The sequence below is a fragment of the Roseibacillus persicicus genome (genome assembly GCF_014651675.1).
In the GTDB taxonomy this organism is placed as follows: domain Bacteria; phylum Verrucomicrobiota; class Verrucomicrobiia; order Verrucomicrobiales; family Akkermansiaceae; genus Roseibacillus; species Roseibacillus persicicus.
Window position 1 is genome coordinate 156,184 of sequence record NZ_BMXI01000014.1, and the last position, 18,380, is coordinate 174,563.

Genomic DNA, 18,380 nt, shown 5'->3' on the forward strand with positions numbered 1-18,380 from the left:
GGGGAAGACTACTTCTTGTCCGTCTTGGTGTCTTTCGACGAAGCGGCTTTTTCCGACTTCAGCTTAATCACCGAGGCGACTGAAGGCTTGTCGAAGGTCAGGAAGACATTGTCGCCGCCTGCTTTGAGAGTGACGGTCTTCTCGGAAATCTGGTGGACGGTGCCGTGCATGCCACCGGTGGTGATCACCTTGTCGCCCTTTTCCAAAGAGTCGATGCGCGCTTGCAGTTCCTTGCGGGCCTTTTGCTGGGGGCGGATGAGGAGGAGGTAGAACATCGCCACCATCAGAATGATGGGGACAAATTGACCGGCGAGAGGGTTGCCGCCGCCGCCTTGAGCGAGGAGGAACAGAGAGTCGAGAGTGGAAGTCATTTTGCTTTTGCTTGGTAGCGAGCGGTGAAGTCCTCGCGGAAGGCAGTGTATTCGCCTGCCGCAATGGCCTTTCGCGCGTCGCGAGTCAGGCGAAGGTAGAAATCAAGATTGTGGAACGAAAGCAATCTTAAAGCGAGGATTTCGCCTGCTTTAAAGAGGTGTCGCAGGTAGGCGCGCGAGAATCCGGCGAGGTGAGGATGGCAATCCGGAGTCAGCGGACGGGGGTCGTCGGCGTATTTCAGGTTCTTGATATGGATCGGTCCATCGGCGGTGAAGGCCAGCCCGTGACGTGCCGATCGGGTGGGGTGAACGCAGTCGAACATGTCGACCCCACGAGCGATCATCTCGAGGATTTGCGTCGGGGTGCCCAGGCCCATGGCATAGCGGGGCTTTTCTTTGGGTAGAAAGGGTTCGGCGTTGTCGATGGCGGCGAACATCTCCTTTTCGGGCTCCCCGACGGAGACTCCGCCAATCGCGTAGCCGTCAAAGTCGAGGTCCACGAGATCTTTCGCGGAGCGTTCGCGCAGGTCCGGGTAGCAGGACCCCTGCACGATGCCAAAGTGTTGCTGGGGGCCCGTGGATGCACGGTTCTCCTCCACCCATTGCTTGCAGCGGGCGGCCCAGCGGCTGGTCAGGGCGGTGGACTCTTCCGCATAAACCCGCTCGCAGGGATAAGGCGGGCATTCGTCGAAGAGCATGGCGATGTCCGAGCCGAGGATGGATTGGATCTCCATCGAGGTCTCGGGCGTCAATTCCAGCTTCGAGCCATCGAGATGGGATTGGAAAGTTACTCCTTTTTCCGAAATCTTGCGCAGCTTGGCCAAAGACCAGACCTGAAAACCGCCCGAATCGGTCAAAAGCGCGTTCGGCCAATCCGCAAAGCCGTGGAGACCGCCCATCTTCTTGATGATATCAGTGCCCGGGCGCAGCCACAGGTGATAGGTGTTGCCGAGGATGATCTTCGCGCCCAGCTCGTCCTTCAGCTCGCGGGGATGGAGAGTCTTGACCGAGCCCTGGGTGCCCACGGGCATGAAGACGGGGGTCTCGATCTCGGTGTGGGCCGTGGTCAGGGTTCCTGCCCGGGCTTTGGAATCAGGGTCGGTGGCGTCGAGGCGAAACATAAAAGAGCGCGCAGAGTCGGTTGGAGTGGGGGCGCTGTCCAGAGGGAATCAGACCAAGAGGCGGAAAAGCTGCGCGCGGTTTGATCTGGAGTCGCTAGGTTGAGGGGCTCGTTTGCTCTCAGGTCTCTTTGAAAAGAGTGGGGCCAAGCTTAATCCGCTCGCAAATCATGGGGGACGCTTTTGACAGGGGATTCGAGGAATTTGTGTAAAGAGTTCCAAGAGTTTTCTACTCAACTGCTTATGTTTGGCGAACTTGCGAAGCGATAGTTTTTCGTTAAGAAAACTAAAGTTCTTTCTCAGTCATCTTGGCGTCTTTCTCTTTTGCTTGCCCCTGCGCCATCTAGGATCCTCCGTCATCATGAAGAAGGTGTTTCTACTACTTGCGGGCGCCAATCTCGCCTTCGGTCAATCAACGGTATTGACCTGTTTCGATGATGGGCACGAGCAACCCATGATTGGGATCGTGCCTGTTGAGGACTATCAGAAAGCAACTGCCGAGATCGACAAGCTTCGCGTCGAACTGGATGAGGCGTTGCGCGGCAAGGCTGCTGCCCGTTTGGAGAATGCAAACGCCAAAGGAGCGGGGAAGACGGTACAAGAGCTGCGCAATCAGCTCAAGACCGCCCATCAGGAGATGGCCAAAACTTTGCAAAAGGAACGGGGCTCTTTCGCTGAGCGCGAGAAGGCCATGGTTGCCAAAGTGAACCAGATGGAGAAAGAGCGCGCCAAATCGACACAGGAATTTCAAAAGCGGCTCGCCGTTCTGCAAGCCGACTTCGGCAAGCGACAAGGCGAATGGGAGCGCAAGCTGATGGTCGCCGAAGAGGCACGCGACGCCGCCATCCGCAAGCTGGAAGAGTCCGAACTGATTCGGGTGCGCGACAACGAGGCTTGGCAGAAGTCCGTGAAAGCCTGGCAAAAGGAAACTGAAAATGCGGTGCGCTCTGCCCAAATGAAGGAGGCGCAGGATGCTGTCGCCAATACCGCCCGCCTGGCTGCGGAATGGGAGGAAGAGCGCACGCGATTGCAGGGTGAGATTCGGGACGTCGAGCAGGCGGTCGCGACCCAGACCGCTGCGTGGGAAGAATCTGTCGCCGCATGGCAAAGCAAAACTGAGAAAGCCGTCCGTGCCGCTCAAATCAAGGAAGCGCAAGCCGCAGTGGCCAACACTGCCCGCCTCGCCAAGTCCTGGCAGAGCGAGCGTGACGAATTGGAAGCGCAAGTCGCCGAGATGAGCAAGAAGCTGGCTGAATTGGAAGGCGAGCTTGGGGTGAAAGGCTTTGAAAGCAAGCAAACCGAAGTTCTCCGTCTCGGCTTGACTCAAAAGACCAAGGCGCTGGAGGAGCTCGGTAGCGATGCCGCTCGTCTGGCCATGGAGTGGCGGAAGGAGCGCGAGGATTCCCGTCGTGAGCTCGATGCCATGCGTGATCTCTATCAATCGACAAACAAGGATGTGAAAACCCGGGACCAGCGGGTCCGCCAATTGGAATCCCGCTTGTCGGAGAAGAATCAGGTCCTGAACGCACTGGCTACCGAAGCTGAAAGTCTTTCCAAGAGTTGGCAAAACCAGCGGGGAGGATTGCAGAAAAAGATTAAGGGGCTCGAGAAGAAGCTCGCGGATTGTCAGAAGCAACTGGAGAAATCGGTGGGCAAGGACAAGAAGGAAGACGAGCGCCTGGCCGAACAGTTGAAATTGGCCAAAGGGCTCCAGGATAAGCTTGGGCTCGCCAAGAAGCGCGAGGACGAGTTGAAAACTGGCTTGGGCAAACTCAAGAGTGAGTTCGCCAACCTCAAGAAAGAGGTGGGGACTTACCAAAGTCAAAAAGAGCAGGATGCCAAGGCGTTGGCGGCTCTGAAAGAAGAGCTCAAGCAATCCAAGGAACAGCACGCCGCCGCTCAACAGGAATTGGCCGAAACGAGCAAGAATCTAGTGGCGGCACGCAAGGAGTCTGAAGGCTTGAAGAACAAAGCGTCCGAGTTGGAAGGGCTGTTATTGCAAGCCCGTAAGGATTTGGAAGTGGCCCGCAAGGCTGCGGCCGAGAATCAGAAAGCACAGGCCAGAGCCGCCGAGAAGGAGTTGCAGGTGAAGAACCTGGAGCAGCAACTGGGAAGACTGGCTGTTGCGCAGCAAGAGCTGGAGGGCACTTTGATTGCGACTTTGGGCGATTTTGAAAAGCTGCAGAAGTCCTACCTCGAGCTGAAGGCGAAGTCTGCCGATGGCGGCGAGGAAGCTCAGAAGGCGATGGTGGCCCGTGATGCCGCTGAAGCTGAATTGGAAGTTCTGCAGAAAAAACTCCAGGCAGAAGAAGCCAAGTTGGAGCAAGCGCGAAAACGGGTGCAGCAGGTCGAGAAAGAACGACAAGCCGCAGAAGCGAAAGCCAAGGCTGATGCCGAAGCCGGAAAGGCGGCTTTGGGAAAGTCTGAGGCCGAGTTGCAGAACGCCCGCCGCGAGCTGGGCAAGCTGCAACTCGGGCAAGAAATGCTCGTTAAGGAAGCGGAAGCTCTGCGCGAGCGCTTCATCGAAATTCAGCCAGTCCGCTATCAGCTGGCCTCCGCCAATGTGGTGGCCCAGCAGCAGCGGGTGCTTTCCGAGGCCCGACAAGTGCTCGAAGTTTATCCCGATGCCAAATTTTCAATCAAGGGGCATACCTGCAACTTGGGAAGCAAGGAGGGGAACATGAAGTTGAGCGAGGACCGCGCACTCGGGCTGCGGGACTTTTTGGTTGAGAATGGAATCGAGGAAGAGCGCTTCACTCTTGTGCTCGGCTGCGGCGACTCGGAGCCCCAGGCGAGCAACGATACCGACGAGGGACGTCAGCAGAATCGCAGGGTCGAGATTAAGGTTCTGAAGTAGAGAGCCCTGTCTGCCGTTGATTGAAAGTCTACCGAGTTTGATCTCGGCAAAGGTCTTATCCTCCTCTCAACTCCGGCTGTGATTTGGTGTCTTCATGGAGCGGTTGGTTTGGCGAGCGACTGGGAGCCGTTTTCTGCCGCGCTAGCTGCGGAGGGTGAGTTTTGTCGCGCGGTTGAGCTCTGGCGGTTTCTGGAGTGCGAAGGGATTGGGCTTTCCGATTGGGCCGCAGCCTTCAATGCGGAAGTCCGGGCTGCGGGAGCGGAAAAGAATATTCTGATTGGTTATTCCATGGGCGGGCGTCTCGCGCTTCATGCCCTGCTGGATGACCCTGAGCTCTGGGACAGGGCGGTCATCGTGTCTGCTCATCCAGGTCTAACAGAACAGGAGGAACGTTTCCGCCGGATGGTAAACGATGCCGAATGGGCCGCGCTTGCCCTGACCGGTGACTGGGGCCAATTCCTGAAAAAGTGGGACGAGCAAAGCGTCCTGAGTTCGGCCTTCCAGCGGCCGGAGCCCGACCCCCGGGAAAGACTGGTCAATCGCCGGAGGGCCATCGCGCGCTCCTTTATGGAATGGTCGTTGGGCAAGCAGGACAATCTGTTGGAAGTGATGCCCCGAATGACTTGTCCCGTTCTCTGGCTGACAGGCTCGAGCGATGAAAAGTTCACTTCCCTGGCGCAAGAGGCCGTGGAGAAACTTTCCAATGCGACGCACAAAACTTTCGACTGCGGTCATCGCTTGCCTTGGGAAAAGCCCGAAGACTTTCTATTGGCGGTGAAGGAGTTCCGCGATTCCTGACTCGCTTCCGAAGGAGTCCCAGGGTTTCGCGCAAAGGGTCTTAACCTATTCTTTACATTGTTAGAAATTATTCTCTAAGACTTGGCGTCCTCGTGTCGTTATAGTTACTTGAATCTCGATTCTAATGTTTTGTTAGTTTCCTTCAAAAAATTGAACCTCAGTCTTTTAGGGTTGTTTTCCGGTCTTGTTTTTGCTTGATTGCCTGTTCGATTTTCGAGGATGTCATAGGATGAAGACCTTGCTAAAAAGTGGCAGGTCTCGTATTCCCTCGAAAGGCGAATTGATATCAAATGAATGCCAATCAAGCTCGTAACGAATACAAGTTTTTACTGCGTTCAGGAATTATGGAGTCCTTTTGCCAAGAATTGGCGGAGCATTTGCCGAGTGATCAAGGCGCGGAGAACGGTTACCAGATTGAATCGGAATATTTCGATGATGAGCGCCGGTCCAAATATTGGGAAAAGAAGCTTGGAGCTCCCAGCCGCCGTCGAGTCCGCACCCGGGTCTATGGGGATGAAAGTGGCGAGCGACAGCCGACGGTTTTTATCGAAGTGAAGCACAAGGTGGATGGCGACTCGGTGAAGAGGAGGGTGCTTTTGGATCAAGATGAATTGGGAGAGATCGTCGAACGCCAGTTGCCTGTCCGTGAGGGGGCAGCGGACCAGAAGGTGTTGAACGAGATCCAGAATCTCATCGCCGAGCCGAGCTGCCGCCCTGTCGTGCGGATTCGCTATCATCGCTATGCCTTTGATGAAGGTCCGGAGAGTCTGTTTCGGGTGACCTTGGACCGGGACCTGACCTGTCGATATCCCACGCCTGATGGCTACGGCGAACCCGTCCAGCTCTTGGAACCCAATCAGGGGATTCTGGAAGTGAAGTCCATCGGCCCGGTTCCCTATTGGTTCCGTCTCTTGATTGCCAAGTATCACCTCATCCCACAGAGCTTCAGTAAATTTATGATCGCCTTGGATCATAAATATGAAAAATCCACTTTAGTAGTTTCCTAAAAGTATATGTTTAAAAATGTTGTTAGTAACTCGCCCGTTCCCGATGAACCAGATGCTCTCATTGAGCATTTGGGTGACTTGGTAACGATTTCGATTCCTGATGCGGGCGAGGTCGTTCTTGCCATGCTGTTGAGCCTGGCTCTCAACCTTTTCATCGCTCTGGTCTATCGTCTTACTTACCGGGGTTCACGGTATTCGCAGGATTTTGTCCAGACTCTGATAATGATCGGAATGGTCACCACCATCCTCATCATGGTGGTCAGCGGGAATGGAGCTGTGGCGTTTGGCATGTTTGCAGCCTTTTCGGTGATTCGCTTTCGCCGCAACCTGGGGCAGTCGCGGGATCTTGGTTTTGTTTTCTTCGCGATGGCAATTGGGATGGTGGTGGGAGCTCGCTTTTATGCCATGGCGGTCATCATCACTGTGATTGTCAATCTGGCGATCTACCTTCTCACCCGTTTCGATGCCTTCGCTCCCCGCAAGGCGTCCCACCTGATCAATATACGTGTTTCGGCGGACGTGAATTTTGAAGACTCATTCAAAGAAATCTTCGAGCGCTTCGCGGAGAAGAGCGACCTTCTTCGCGTTTCATCAGTGCAGGCGGGGATGATGACCGAGCTGCGCTATGGGGTGCAGACCAAGGCCGATGCCAATATGAGCGAGTTCCTGGAGAGCCTGCAGCAGGCCTGTGGCAATAATCGGGTGGTGATCGTGCCGACTGGAAGGGAGTTCGACGCGTGATGGCCCGTTCCTCGTTCTTAGCCTATCTGTCGGCAGCCACTCTCACTGTGGCGGGAGAGCTGGAATTCGCGGAATCTCTTTCATCAGAGCCTCAATCCCAAGGAAATTTCTGGGCCGATCTTGCGGAGGGGCAGCTCTATAAGAATAAGGACAATCCGTGGATCAGTTCGGTGAAGGTCGAAGGTCGGGCTCACTATCAGGCAGCGTGGGTGGACGGTAACGATACGGACGGAAACGGTTTCAGTGGGGACTTTGAGGAGTTCCGCCGTTTCAGAGTGGGGACCGAGATTGATTTTCTAACAGCCTTTGAGGTGAGTGTGGGGGTGAATCTGGTGGACGACGAGCGCTACGAAGACGGGGATCTGAGTATGGGGGTGGAGGACTATGCGAACGCCTATCTTCGCCTCTCGGTCGACAAGTTGTTCGATTTACTTTTTCTCGATGAACTCGAATTCACTTACGGGCGTCAAAAGGTGCGGGTGGGTTATGAGGCGCATCGCTCTTCCAACGAACTCATCACGGTCGAGCGCTCGGCTCTTTCCAATCGAATCCGGGGTGAGGGCTCCCGTCGCACGGGCTTCCTGCTCGGCGCGGAGAAAGATGACTTTACCTTGAACCTCGGAGTATTCAGCCACGACCGAAGTGACTTTGTCGGGAGCTGGAATCACGGGCACTTTTACTACGGCAGTCTGCAATGGGACCTCAGCAAGCAGTGGACGCTGCTGATTGATGGTATCATCAATGAGGGGCAGGGACCGGATGAAGCATTGGGCTACGACTGGGTGACCTCTCTGAGTGTGCTTTATGAGAAAAAGCGTTTCGGCATGTCCTTCAACCTGGCAATGGGAGACAATGGTGATGCTCGGAACCAGGTCTTTGACGAGGACAGACAAGGGGCCTTCTATGGCGCGGTTTTTACTCCTTGGTGTTGGATTTTGGAGGACCGTCTCCAATTGGTTGGCCAGGCCCAGTACCAAATCTCTGATGAGAGCGAGGGGATTCGTTTGGCTGACCGCTATCTGATTCCCTTCCACGATGCGGGAACTGCCGAGGTGAACAATGGGCGCGGTGATGAGCATTTCTCTGCCTACCTCGGCTTGAATTTCCATCCCTGGAAGGGAGAAAGCCGAGTGATGGTCGGAGTGCAATATGATGATTTGCAAACGCCCGATGGGAACTTGGATGCCATTACTACCTTCTTGGCATTTCGAACCAGTTTCTAACAGAGGCACTCTCTTTCACCAAAATTGGGGAGGGAAACGAGGTTGGGCGCTTTGGGGCGGTTCGTCCAACAATCTCCTGACTCGAGGAATTCGTGTTCTAACATTGTCGGCATTTTGTTGTCAGTGACAATATTTGTGTTATTGTTGCGGTGATGAAAAAGAAAACAGCTGAGAAGAAGTCCCCAATGGGCAAGAAATGTGCGACACGCAAGATGGCTTTCAAGGTTGCACGAGAGTCAAAGGGGGTGGTGAGAAAACGTCTGGCAAAGGTGAAGGAAGACGATCCCTCACTTCCTCTCCCCAAGTTCGTGGAGCGGGTGAACGAGATCGCGGAGCGTTATCTCGCGCCTGGTCCGCCTCGGGATGCGCGCGTGACCTCGGAATTCAGTGAACGCACGGTGCGCCACTATCAAGCAAAGGAAATCATCGATCCGCCGGAGAAGGAGGGCAAGGAAGCGCGCTACCGCTACCGCCATATTCTCCAAGCGGTTCTTACCCGCGTGATGTTGGCGGATGGCTTTCGGGTTCCATTGATTCGCGAGATGCTCGCGGGGAAAACCGATGCGGAATATGAAGAATTCCTTGAGATGGGCCCCTTTGCGGCCAAGAAGATGGCCAGCGAACAGGCAGGCGGTTGCGGGCCAGGTGAGCTCAGTAGCACATGGGTCCGATTGATGGTCGCGCCGGGAATCGAGATCCATGTCGAGCGCGGAGTGAGACCTCCCGGCACGCCGGAAGAAGCTATGGAGCTACAGGAGAAGCTCTCGCTTGCCCTTCGAGGTGAGTTTCAACGAAGGAGAGCAAGAAGAAGACGTCACTCCGTGGAGGAGTAGGGCTTAGTAGCCCGCGACCTTGTCGACTACATTCAGCAGGGGCTCACCAGCAGCGAAACGCCGAAGGTTTTCCACCGTGAGAGCCGAGCGACGCTCGTTGGTGACCTCCGACTGGCCCGCGATGTGCGGTGTGATGATCACGTTGGTTTCTTTCCAGAGAGGATGCCCCTTGGTGAGTGGCTCCGGATCGGTGACATCGAGACAGGCACCCGCAAGCTTGCCCGATTTTAGCGCTTCCAACATCGCGTTGGTGTTGACGATTTTACCACGGGCAATATTGATCAGGTAGGTGCCATCCTTCATCGCGGCAAAGGCTTCGCTGTTCAGCAGGTTCTCGGTCTCGGGTGTGAGCGGAACGGCCAAGGCGACGACGTCAGCTTGCGGAAGCATGGCGAGGAGGTCTTTGGGTTTTCCGACTTGTTTGATGTAGTCGGGGGAGGGGGAGTCACTGCGACGGGTCCCAATCACACGCATACCGAAGCCGTTGGCACGTTGGGCGATCTCGGAACCAATCCCGCCCAAGCCGACGACGAGCATGGTTTTGCCTTCGAGGGCGATGGACTTGTTCGGTGTCTGTCCGCGTCGCCATTGCTCCTCTTCTTGCCTGGCAGTGTAGTGCTTGATGTTGCGGGTCAGGGAAAGCAGCATCGCCATCGCGTGGTCGGCGATCGCGGGCCCATGGACGCCGCGAAAGTTAGAGAGCACGATGTCGTCATTTTTCATCAGTGGCTCGATGGACAGATAGCGATCCACTCCCGCGCTTTGCACCTGCACCCAACGGAGATTGGTGGCTTTTGTGAGAAATTCGGGATTGGCGAAGCGGGCATCCACTCCGTGTGCTTCTTCGGCACGGGCAAGAGCCTCCTCTTTACCAAGGCCTGAGACGATGCGCAGATTCGGGGCAACCTTGGCCAACACCTCTTTCTCCTCTTCGGATAGTGAACCGGCGAAGTAGGTTAGCTCTTTCTTGGGCGAGGTTTGCTCAATCGCAACTTGCGCATTGCGAAGGGAGCCAAGCTCTTCAGCAAGAGCCTGGTCCGTAGCGGGTTGTGCGGGATCCGCGATGGAGAGAGACAGAGGCCCCGCGAAGGCGAGGGAGAAGATGGCGAGCTGGCGCAGATTGGCTTTCATGACTTCACGAGTTAACCCAGCAATACGCCCGGTCGCAAAGCTTCTTTCCTCCTATGAAAGGATTAGGATCTACAGGGTAGAGGGGCTCTTTAAAGGAGCCGTTGGTCATTCTTCCTCGTCGTCGGAGTCCTCACCGGAGTCTTCGGTCTCGTTTGTTAGATCAGCGGTCTGATCTCCCTCATCGTACTCCTCTGGTTCATCGGCTGTTTCGGGAGGGGCTTCCTGACTTTCCTCTTCGTGAGTAGTGGCCTCTTCTGCGGGAGCTTCTTCACCGCTATCGTCGGTTGCGGTCTTGCCTTCCTCCGCTGCAGATTCTTCCGAGGGGTGGTTCTCGGCATACTTTTCAGGATCTAACAACTGTTGGACCTCCTCCTGAATGCTCTCCACGTCAGCGAGCGCGATTTGAGGATCTTTGACGATGAAAACGTCTCCGCTCTTGCGATGCTCGTAGATGCGGAGCAGGCCGGTGGGAAGCTGTTGCGTGTCGGTCTCGCGGATGATTTTTTTCCGCTCCAGCATTGCGGCCAAAATGAAGCGCGCATTTTCGGTGTGCTCTTCGTCGTCCTCTACCAGCTTCGCAAAAAGAGATTCGGGATCGTGTGGCGTGACCTGGGCTTTTTCCTCCTGCACTGGTGGTTTGTAGTGCGAGCGCCAGAACGAGAAGGGCTCGGTCTCTTCATCGCGCGCTTCCCAGGCTTCCATCGAGTAGTCGAGACGCAGATAGCCGGATGCCTCCGGATCGGGAAAGATCGCTGCGATAAACGGCTGGTCTTCCACGAAGGCTTCGCCAGTTACGTGGCAGCAATGGGAGCGGGACTTGATGGAGTATTTTTCGACCATGGGTAAGGGCTGGGAGTGTGCTTCCGATACGAAACGCATCAATTCAAGAATTTTTCGAGATGCGTCAGCTCCCGAAGCACTTGCGAATCGTCTGGAAGATGGGGCGGCCTTTCAATCGCCGTTGAATGAGGGCAAGGGCAACCAGGAGAAAGATGCCATTGGTAGCCCAAGCGGCGGGAATCGCCGGAATTCGTCCCGAGTCCCCGAATGCGAGAAAGACCTCCGCGCAAAAGAGCATCAGCCCGGACAAGATGACCGCGACTGCCACCGTGCCTCCCCGGCCCCGGCGCGCAAAGCTAATCCCCAGGGGGGCCGCCAAGAGCACCGTGACCAAACACAGCCAAGGCTGGGCCCAGCGATAGTGATACTGGCTCTCGAAGGATCTTGAGAGAAAAGTATTCCGATCGGGGTTGTTCCTCAACCAGTCCTGAATCCCCGGAATCCCCAGATAGCGGGCATCGAGGCCTTCTTGAATCAGCTGCGATGGAGTTTCCGGCCAGTCGGATAGAATCAGTGGCTCGGGGAGATTTTTCTCATAATCAGCAGTGGGCTCACTCTGCACCAGGAGCCGGGTCGGTTTGGAGAAAATCCAGTCTCCGGTCTCACGATCCCAGGTCACTTGCGGGGATTTCAGTCGGCTCTTCAGTGAACCGTCCGGGTTGCGGGTGCTGATTTGCACATCCACCAGCGGGCTATTGCCACTCAGATCATAGGGAAAGCCGCCGATGAACCAGAGCCGTCTATCGACCGGATTGTGGTGCATGACGTTGGAGGCCTGTTCCGTCTCGCCTTTGCTGGCAGACTTCAGGAGCGCCTCCCGATAGCCCCGGGCCCAGGGCGCAATGTGGAAGTTGAGAAAGAAGGAAGTCAGCGAAAGCAAAATGCCCAACACCACGAGAGGCCGAAGCAGGCGGAAGATTCCCCGCCCCGTTTGGGTAAAGGCAATGATCTCCCGCGAAGCCGAGAGCTGCCCCAGCGAATAGAGCAGCCCCAGCAAAATCGTAAACGGCAGCAGGAGGACCACTGTTTGCGAAAGAAGAACCGCATAGTAGGTGGGCAGGAATTTCTTGGGATTGGCCGCCTTGGTCAGATCCGACATCGAGTCCTGAAAGTCCATCAGAACGAACAACAGCAGGAAGCCAAAGGTGGTGATGAGAAAGGCGATCAGCGTCTTTCGAAAGAGATACCGGTCCAGAATGGAGGCAAAGGAATACCAAAGCGCCCCCAGCGCCGGCACGAGACAGAGGGCCACCACTGCCCACGGTCGCAGGCCATGCAACTCGGCATCCGCATTGGGGAAGCCGATGAGGTAATTGCGCACCGACTCCTCTTCGAAAGGAGCGAGAAAAAATCCCGCCGCCAGTCCAAGAACCAGAAGGATAATAAAAGAAAGAAAACGCACGTGAGTCCTCTGGAAGTTGAAAGGAGAACTTTGCGAAAGGGAAGAGCAGAAAAGTTCAAATTGAGCCCCGGCCTCATTCCTTAGACTGCTTTCGCCAGGTTCTTTTGTCTGTCAGGCCTTCAAAGATAGGCCAACTCGTGGGATGAAATACCCCAAAGTCGCTTTTCTCCCTTCGGCCGGGCAAAGGTCTCTCAGGATTGAAATCACTGTTCTGGTGAGTTTGACGATTGACTGCGCCGCGAAAGTTGGGATGGATTGAATTGAAAAAATCCAAGTTGAGTTATGAAAGTTAGTTTGATGGGAGTGGCTGGGCTGAGCGCTTTGCTTGTGACGGCATGTGGCACGAATTCTTCGGGCGAAGGGAGAAAGCCGGATTCGCCAGTTCCTGAAAAACCCAGTCCATTGCTCAAGCTCTTGGATGAGGTGGGCGAAGAGCATGAAGCGCGTCGCTTGGAATCTACTCAAGAAGAAAGCCAGAAACGAGACTTGTCGGGTTTTGACATCTTGGATGTCGAATTGTCGGAGAGCATGAGAGACGATCCTCAAGCCCGAGTTCACGAATTGGGCCAGCATTTGCTGATCGATTGAAGATTTTGATTTCAGCCCGGGAGAAAAGGCGATTCCAATCCCAAACCTGATTCATTTTCCACCTACTAGACTGTTTTTCCGCTGAGATTGCCGAAATCACGGAGAGGATATTTATCAAGAACAAGTCGCGCCGAAGGAGCTGGTCGAGATCAGTGACTGAGAAGCAACGCCGTTTTTGGAAAATTGCATCCCGTCCTCACTCTTAATTGGAACTCTGTTCCCTGGATTTCAAATACTCTCCCAAATTGATTTCGGTAAGGTCATGTGGAAAACGGTCTAAGCCAATGTCCCCTCCGTCACCCCCAGTTTGGAAAGCACCGGCAAGGTTTCGAGCAGTTGTGTGGAGGATTGCTCGCCGCGCAGGAAGCGCTGGTATTCATCGATGAGGTCGCGGGAGGCGACCTCGTCCTGGTCCAGCAACTCAATGCGGTAGAACTGCAAGCCGGTCCTCCGCAGGCGATGGAAGTAGCTGGCCCCAGTCTGCGCGCGGCCATTGAAGAGCGTGTTGCGGCAGCCGACGTCGGCGGTGAGGCGGTGCAGTTGGCCCACGCGATCGCGCAAGTGGACAGTGTGCTTTTCACACGGGCGGCCGCAGTCTTTGTAGGTGGTCCCGCTGCTCATGAAGGTGCAGAAGACGCAATGCTCCATGTGAAAGAGAGGCATGTGCTGATGCAGGGTGAGCTCCATCCATTCGGGCGGAGTTTTTTCCAAGAGGTCGAGAACTTGGCCGATGTTGAGGTCGTAGGAGATAGTCAGGCGATCAAGCTTGCCCGCTTCTTTTAAGGTCTGGGCCGAGATGGGATTGGCGACATTGAGCGAGAAGTCGCCAATGCGCTCGAAGGAGCTGTCGCGGTAGTAGTCCAAAGCCGCGAGGTTGCGAATGAGCACCCCGTCGGGATTCATGCCCGCGATGTGTTTCAAATAGCCGACTTCGCCCGACTTAATGATGCGCGGGGTGGCGAGAATGATCTTGGAGGCCGAGTCCTTTGCCAAATCAACCGCGTCGCGATAACGGCGGGGATCTTCGAAGTCACAGTAAATCGTTTCGATTTTGCACGAAAGAGCGGCTCGAAGCTGGTCCATGGTGCGACAAAGAATAGTCAGTTGCGGAGTGACCCGTTCTTCCGCGGTCTCAGTGACCTGCGGCAAAAAGTCAGCAAAGGTGCGTGTGGTGACCGGGCTGGTCGCCTCGGCCGAATCGCTGAGGCTGGCGGCCTCCAGTTTCTCCACAAGATCACGACGCACTTGATTGAGCTGCGAGAGCGGAAGGTGGCAGTCGCCAACCAGCTGATTGTCCACCGCACCCAGCTCGAACGGGGTGTTGCCCAGTCGGCCCAATTTGGCGACAAGGGTTTCAGTGCTCAGCGGCTTGTTCTCCGATTTTTCCAAAGCGGTTTCGGTCTGAGCCGAGACCGTGAGGGAGCCAAGCGTGCCGATCACCGAGAGAGGTTGCCCGACCTCGCCCGTGACGGTGAGATTCAGCGCGGTCTTCTTTTCCACCAGCTTCGCCTTTTGCCAGAACTTGCGCAAATCCCGCTCCAGTGCAGGGTCGGCGGTTTTGTAGAGCGTGATGCCGGGGCGGATGCGGTCCCAGTTGATGCTGCTCATCTCGCGATGGAAAATGATGCGGTCCTTTTCGATTTTCCAAATGCTGGCACCTTGCTCCAGGTCACGGTTCTCGCCCGCATCAAAGACGATGCCATCTCCAGCTTTAAGTGCAGGGACTTGTTCGTCCGGAGGCGTGTCCAAGCGAATCCAACCATTCTGAGCCTCGGTAACCGTGCCGAGCAGGGGACCACGCTTTTTGCCAAAGCGGCCATGGGTGAGATAGGGGTGATTGGTGCCACCCAGCCAGCCGTTGGTTAGGCCACGCGAGAAAGTCATCTCCAGTGCATAGCGATCTTCGAGCGTCACCGGCTCGCGCGTGGGCAGGCCCATCGCTTCGTTGAGGGCCTTGCGATAGACGCGCGTGACGGCAGTGACGTATTCGGGGGACTTGAGACGACCCTCGATCTTGAAGGACTTGACCCCGGCTTTCACGAGGTCAGGAACGAGGTCCACCGCGGCGAGGTCCTGTGGCGAGAGCAGGTAGCGGTGCTCGCCCATCTCCTTCACCTCGCCATCGACAATCAGCTCGTAGGGCATGCGGCAGGCCTGCGCGCATTCGCCGCGATTGGCCGAGCGCTGGCCGAGGGACTCGGAGGTCAGGCATTGCCCGGAATAGGCAACACACAGCGCTCCATGGACAAAGACCTCCAGGGGCGTGTGCTCGCTTTTCTCGAACTTCTCAATTTCCTTCACCGAGAGCTCACGCGCTAGCACCGCGCGCTTGAGCGGCAAAATGCTTTCCACCAGTTTGAGTCCCTCCGGGGAAGTGATGGTCATTTGGGTGGAGGCATGAATCTCGACATCGGGGGCCAGCTCGACCGCCATCTTCGCCAAGCCCATGTCTTGGATGATGAAGGCGTCCACCCCGCACTTCTGCGCCAGTCGCAGTTGGTCCGCCGCAGCCTCCAGCTCGCTGGTGAAGATAAGGGTGTTCATCGTCAGAAACCCCTTCACCCCATGCTTGTGCAAGAACGCCATCAACTCGGGGAGATCGTCTTGCGTGAAGTTGTCGGCACGCAAGCGGGCATTGAAAGCGGGCAGGCCGAAGTAAATGGCATCAGCCCCCGCAGCGATAGCCGCGCGGGCGCAGTCCCAATTGCCGGCAGGGGAGAGAAGTTCGGGTGTGAGGTCGGGTTGCAAAGCTGGCTCACCATAATATGAGGGCGGCCCGATATCCAACGACCATCTTCAAGAACTCCTCTTGGAGGATTCTTAGACAGAATGCACAGAATTGACCAAATCCACTGACTGAACGGGAAAACGCGTTGCCGCTCAGGGCGAAAAGGAACCAATTCACCAGAAGACTCCGAAAATCCACCTAATATCATCAGTCCCAAACCCCTATCTCACCAGTTCCGTCGGTTCCGTCAGCCCCACCGGGGCCAAAGAGCAAAGCCCAGGGCATCGCCCTGGGTCCCCAGACCGAAAAGAAAATGAAGCAAGCCTGTGACAAGTTCGTTTCAACGCCATCCCGCAGCGTCCCAGCAAACGGTCCTCCCCGCAAAATAGAACGACGAGAAGGCACTATTGACAGGCCTATCCCACACAACCGAATGGGCAAAGGACCTCCCCGGTCCCATCATCAACCGAGCAACCTCGTCAGCCCCACCGGGGCGAAAGAGAAAAGCCCAGGGCATCGCCCTGGGTCCCCAGACCGAAAAGAAAATGAAGCAAGCCGGTGACGAGTTCGTTTCAACGCCATCCCGCAGCGTCCCATTAAACGGATCTCCCGATCTTGCCGAACCGTAGGAATACTCTCATTGCGCAAACTCATTTGCTAAAAGGTCAGCGGAGTCTCGCAGAGAGATAAGGCGGATCCGAGCGACATCGCCTTGACTCGAGTCCAGCCTACTCGGCACAGAAGACCGATCAAAACAGAGAAAATTAAACCAAAACGCATCAAAATTACCGGCCAGATCGGACTAACGGGATTAGACAGATTCTGCCTAATCCCATTCGCACGTATTCTGCCGAATTGACAATATCCGCTATTCTGTCTAATTGACGTTCGACTAAAAATGGAGTGGACCAAAGAAAATGCGAGCAGTGAAATTCGCGATTTGATTGCTTCGGCACAGGAAGTCGCGGCACGGGGTAAAGCGTCGCCCAACTTTACGCGGTGGATAATGAGATGCGCGACGCTCTTTGAGGAGGTGTTTGGCCCAGCATCACGATTGACGCTGGCTTTCCTTTCAGTTCGTTTCACGGGCTCTGGGAACTTTTTCATGTCTGGGTGGGATTTAAACGAGCAGATGGCAAATCGTGAACATCAGGGTTTTATAGACGGGCTTAACCATGGAGTTGGTGTGTTGCAAGCTGGTCTCGATGAGTTAGAGCGGAAGTCTTTTTCCGAGATTTATCAATCAAAGGACACGGGAAAGGAATCAAGCCAACTAATCAAGATTATCGGTTTGGCTGAACGGAAGCTGCGGAAGGTAGTTCGTGCGGTGCCAACTAAAGAGCGTGAAGTCCAAGATGCCTTCGAGAGCCTTCTTGTTGGGGCTGAGATTCAATACACTAGAGAGGGACCCCATATCGAGTATTCGTCGAAGAACTATATCCCCGACTTTAGTTTTGACAGAATTGATTTGGCTTTGGAAATCAAACTTTGTGTTCGTCCTGGTCGTGAGAAGGAGATGATTGCAGAAATCAATGACGACATAATGGCCTATAAAACCAAGTTTGGGAACCTAGGGTTTGTAATCTACGATGTCGGACTGATAAGGGACACAGACAAATTTGCTGACCAATTTTCAAGAGATGATATTTTCATAGCGGTCATCAAGCACTAGCTAATGTCGAACAAGGCGCAGCACCACAAATCCGACCGCGCTGGCGAGTCGGAGATTGACTAAAGGAGGGGGCGTGATAGAAGTAGTGAAAGCTCGCTGAGTCGGTCAGATTGGGTGTGCTGGAACGTTCGATCTAGAAAATGGCTGCAAGAAAGCGTTACCTCTCTGATCACTTCGGCCCAATTGCGGAGGACGATGTCTGTGCGCTTGAGTCCGCTATTGGTGCATCACTCCCTGGATCCTATCGGAGTTTTCTTCTCAAGGAGAACGGCGGTCATGCACGGCTCAGGACTGAGGATTTCGCGTCTCTCTTATTCTTCGGTATTTACGACGGTCCCAACGACCTAAAGACGCACTGGGGCGAATCCCGTGATCGATACAAGAAGTCGATTTTACCGATTGGCCAGGATCTCAACGAAGATCACATCCTTCTCGACCTGAAGAGTGGCAGGCTTCATATCGAAGGACAGGTTCACGACTTCGAGATTTACCTGACGACCCAATTGGTTCAGATCGAGCAGACTGATTCCATAGAGGAGCTCATTTCTGATTCTCGGTTGGATCGCATCAGCGAACTGTTGGATAGCGGAGAGCTGGATCTCAACGAGGAGGCAAGGTTTGGATATACGCTTATTCAGTATGCAACTTTCTGTGGGCTTCACGATGTTGTTGAGTTTTTCGCTGATCGAGGCGCAAGTCCGTCTAGCTGCCTTTACATCATGTTGGACACGGGATTTTGCTCACTCCACACCATCAAATGTCTTCTCAGGAACGGGGCTGATCCTCATGAGAAGGGCAAGGAAGGTAAGACCGTCTTTGATCTGGATTCGCCGTGGATCGAAGATGTAATCGAACAATACGCAGCACTCAAATCTGACCCGCGCGATAGTTGACTCGTAGCGACGTCTCTTCGGTGTGGGAATTTGGTCGTGTGGATGGGTTTTGGTTTGTCAGGTCAGATTGTGTGTGCTAGACGTTCGCTTGGAATCGTATTATCTGGACGATTTCTTCTGCTTTGACAAGGCAGTGGAACGCTGGTTTTTTCGAGGTGAACTCCAAGTAGGCTCCTCG

General features: G+C 55.1%; 15 protein-coding genes. 9 read left to right on the forward strand and 6 right to left on the reverse strand.

Annotated elements, in window-relative coordinates; all coding sequences use genetic code 11:
• Positions 1–8: 8 nt before the first annotated feature.
• Both yajC and tgt read right to left on the reverse strand, forming a co-directional pair.
• On the reverse strand, positions 9–371 hold the full coding sequence (gene yajC, locus IE099_RS15885; protein ID WP_189571961.1) for a preprotein translocase subunit YajC: 363 nt from the start codon (positions 369–371) through the stop codon (positions 9–11).
• On the reverse strand, positions 368–1,492 hold the full coding sequence (gene tgt / locus IE099_RS15890) for a tRNA guanosine(34) transglycosylase Tgt (protein ID WP_189571964.1): 1,125 nt from the start codon (positions 1,490–1,492) through the stop codon (positions 368–370). The genes yajC and tgt overlap by 4 nt, the downstream gene beginning before the upstream one ends.
• A 358-nt stretch (positions 1,493–1,850) precedes the next feature.
• On the opposite strand from tgt, the gene IE099_RS15895 reads away from it, so the two are divergent.
• The 6 genes from IE099_RS15895 to IE099_RS15920 all read left to right on the forward strand — a co-directional run bounded on the left by IE099_RS15895 (position 1,851) and on the right by IE099_RS15920 (position 8,948).
• Positions 1,851–4,346 carry an OmpA family protein gene (locus IE099_RS15895; protein WP_189571967.1) on the forward strand — a complete coding sequence of 832 codons (2,496 nt, stop codon included), beginning with the start codon at positions 1,851–1,853 and terminating at the stop codon, positions 4,344–4,346.
• 78 nt (positions 4,347–4,424) lie between these two features.
• Complete coding sequence (locus tag IE099_RS15900; RefSeq protein ID WP_189571970.1) at positions 4,425–5,144, forward strand: alpha/beta fold hydrolase; 720 nt, start codon at positions 4,425–4,427, stop codon at positions 5,142–5,144.
• A 290-nt stretch (positions 5,145–5,434) separates the two neighbouring features.
• A complete protein-coding gene (locus IE099_RS15905) occupies positions 5,435–6,151 on the forward strand; it encodes a polyphosphate polymerase domain-containing protein (RefSeq protein WP_189571973.1) in 717 nt (238 codons plus the stop codon).
• 6 nt (positions 6,152–6,157) lie between these two features.
• Positions 6,158–6,892 carry a DUF4956 domain-containing protein gene (locus IE099_RS15910; RefSeq protein WP_189571976.1) on the forward strand — a complete coding sequence of 245 codons (735 nt, stop codon included), beginning with the start codon at positions 6,158–6,160 and terminating at the stop codon, positions 6,890–6,892.
• The gene (locus IE099_RS15915; protein ID WP_189571980.1) at positions 6,892–8,115 is read left to right on the forward strand and encodes a porin; all 1,224 of its coding nucleotides are present in this window, start codon (positions 6,892–6,894) and stop codon (positions 8,113–8,115) included. The genes IE099_RS15910 and IE099_RS15915 overlap by 1 nt, the downstream gene beginning before the upstream one ends.
• Positions 8,116–8,267: 152 nt before the next feature.
• Positions 8,268–8,948: a MerR family transcriptional regulator gene (locus IE099_RS15920; RefSeq protein ID WP_189571983.1), complete on the forward strand. Its 681-nt coding sequence runs from the start codon at positions 8,268–8,270 to the stop codon at positions 8,946–8,948.
• Positions 8,949–8,951: 3 nt separating this feature from the next.
• Here IE099_RS15920 and IE099_RS15925 read toward each other — a convergent pair whose 3' ends face one another.
• From IE099_RS15925 to IE099_RS15935, 3 genes are all read right to left on the reverse strand, one after another.
• A complete protein-coding gene (locus IE099_RS15925) occupies positions 8,952–10,079 on the reverse strand; it encodes a D-2-hydroxyacid dehydrogenase (RefSeq protein ID WP_189571986.1) in 1,128 nt (375 codons plus the stop codon).
• A gap of 105 nt (positions 10,080–10,184) precedes the next feature.
• Positions 10,185–10,919, reverse strand: a complete 735-nt coding sequence (locus IE099_RS15930; RefSeq protein ID WP_189571989.1) for a hypothetical protein — start codon at positions 10,917–10,919, stop codon at positions 10,185–10,187.
• A gap of 64 nt (positions 10,920–10,983) precedes the next feature.
• Positions 10,984–12,321, reverse strand: coding sequence for an LptF/LptG family permease (locus IE099_RS15935; RefSeq protein WP_189571992.1), 1,338 nt, complete (start codon positions 12,319–12,321; stop codon positions 10,984–10,986).
• A gap of 282 nt (positions 12,322–12,603) precedes the next feature.
• Between IE099_RS15935 and IE099_RS15940 the strand changes: the two genes are divergently transcribed.
• On the forward strand, positions 12,604–12,909 hold the full coding sequence (locus IE099_RS15940; RefSeq protein WP_189572013.1) for a hypothetical protein: 306 nt from the start codon (positions 12,604–12,606) through the stop codon (positions 12,907–12,909).
• 276 nt (positions 12,910–13,185) lie between these two features.
• On the opposite strand, the gene IE099_RS15945 is transcribed toward IE099_RS15940, so the two are convergent.
• Positions 13,186–15,657: a U32 family peptidase gene (locus IE099_RS15945; RefSeq protein ID WP_189571995.1), complete on the reverse strand. Its 2,472-nt coding sequence runs from the start codon at positions 15,655–15,657 to the stop codon at positions 13,186–13,188.
• Positions 15,658–16,535: 878 nt separating this feature from the next.
• Between IE099_RS15945 and IE099_RS15950 the strand changes: the two genes are divergently transcribed.
• Together IE099_RS15950 and IE099_RS15955 are read left to right on the forward strand one after the other, a co-directional pair.
• Positions 16,536–17,309, forward strand: a complete 774-nt coding sequence (locus IE099_RS15950) for a PD-(D/E)XK nuclease domain-containing protein (RefSeq protein ID WP_189571998.1) — start codon at positions 16,536–16,538, stop codon at positions 17,307–17,309.
• 140 nt (positions 17,310–17,449) lie between these two features.
• A complete protein-coding gene (locus IE099_RS15955; protein WP_189572001.1) occupies positions 17,450–18,202 on the forward strand; it encodes an SMI1/KNR4 family protein in 753 nt (250 codons plus the stop codon).
• The last annotated feature ends 178 nt before the right edge of the window (positions 18,203–18,380 follow it).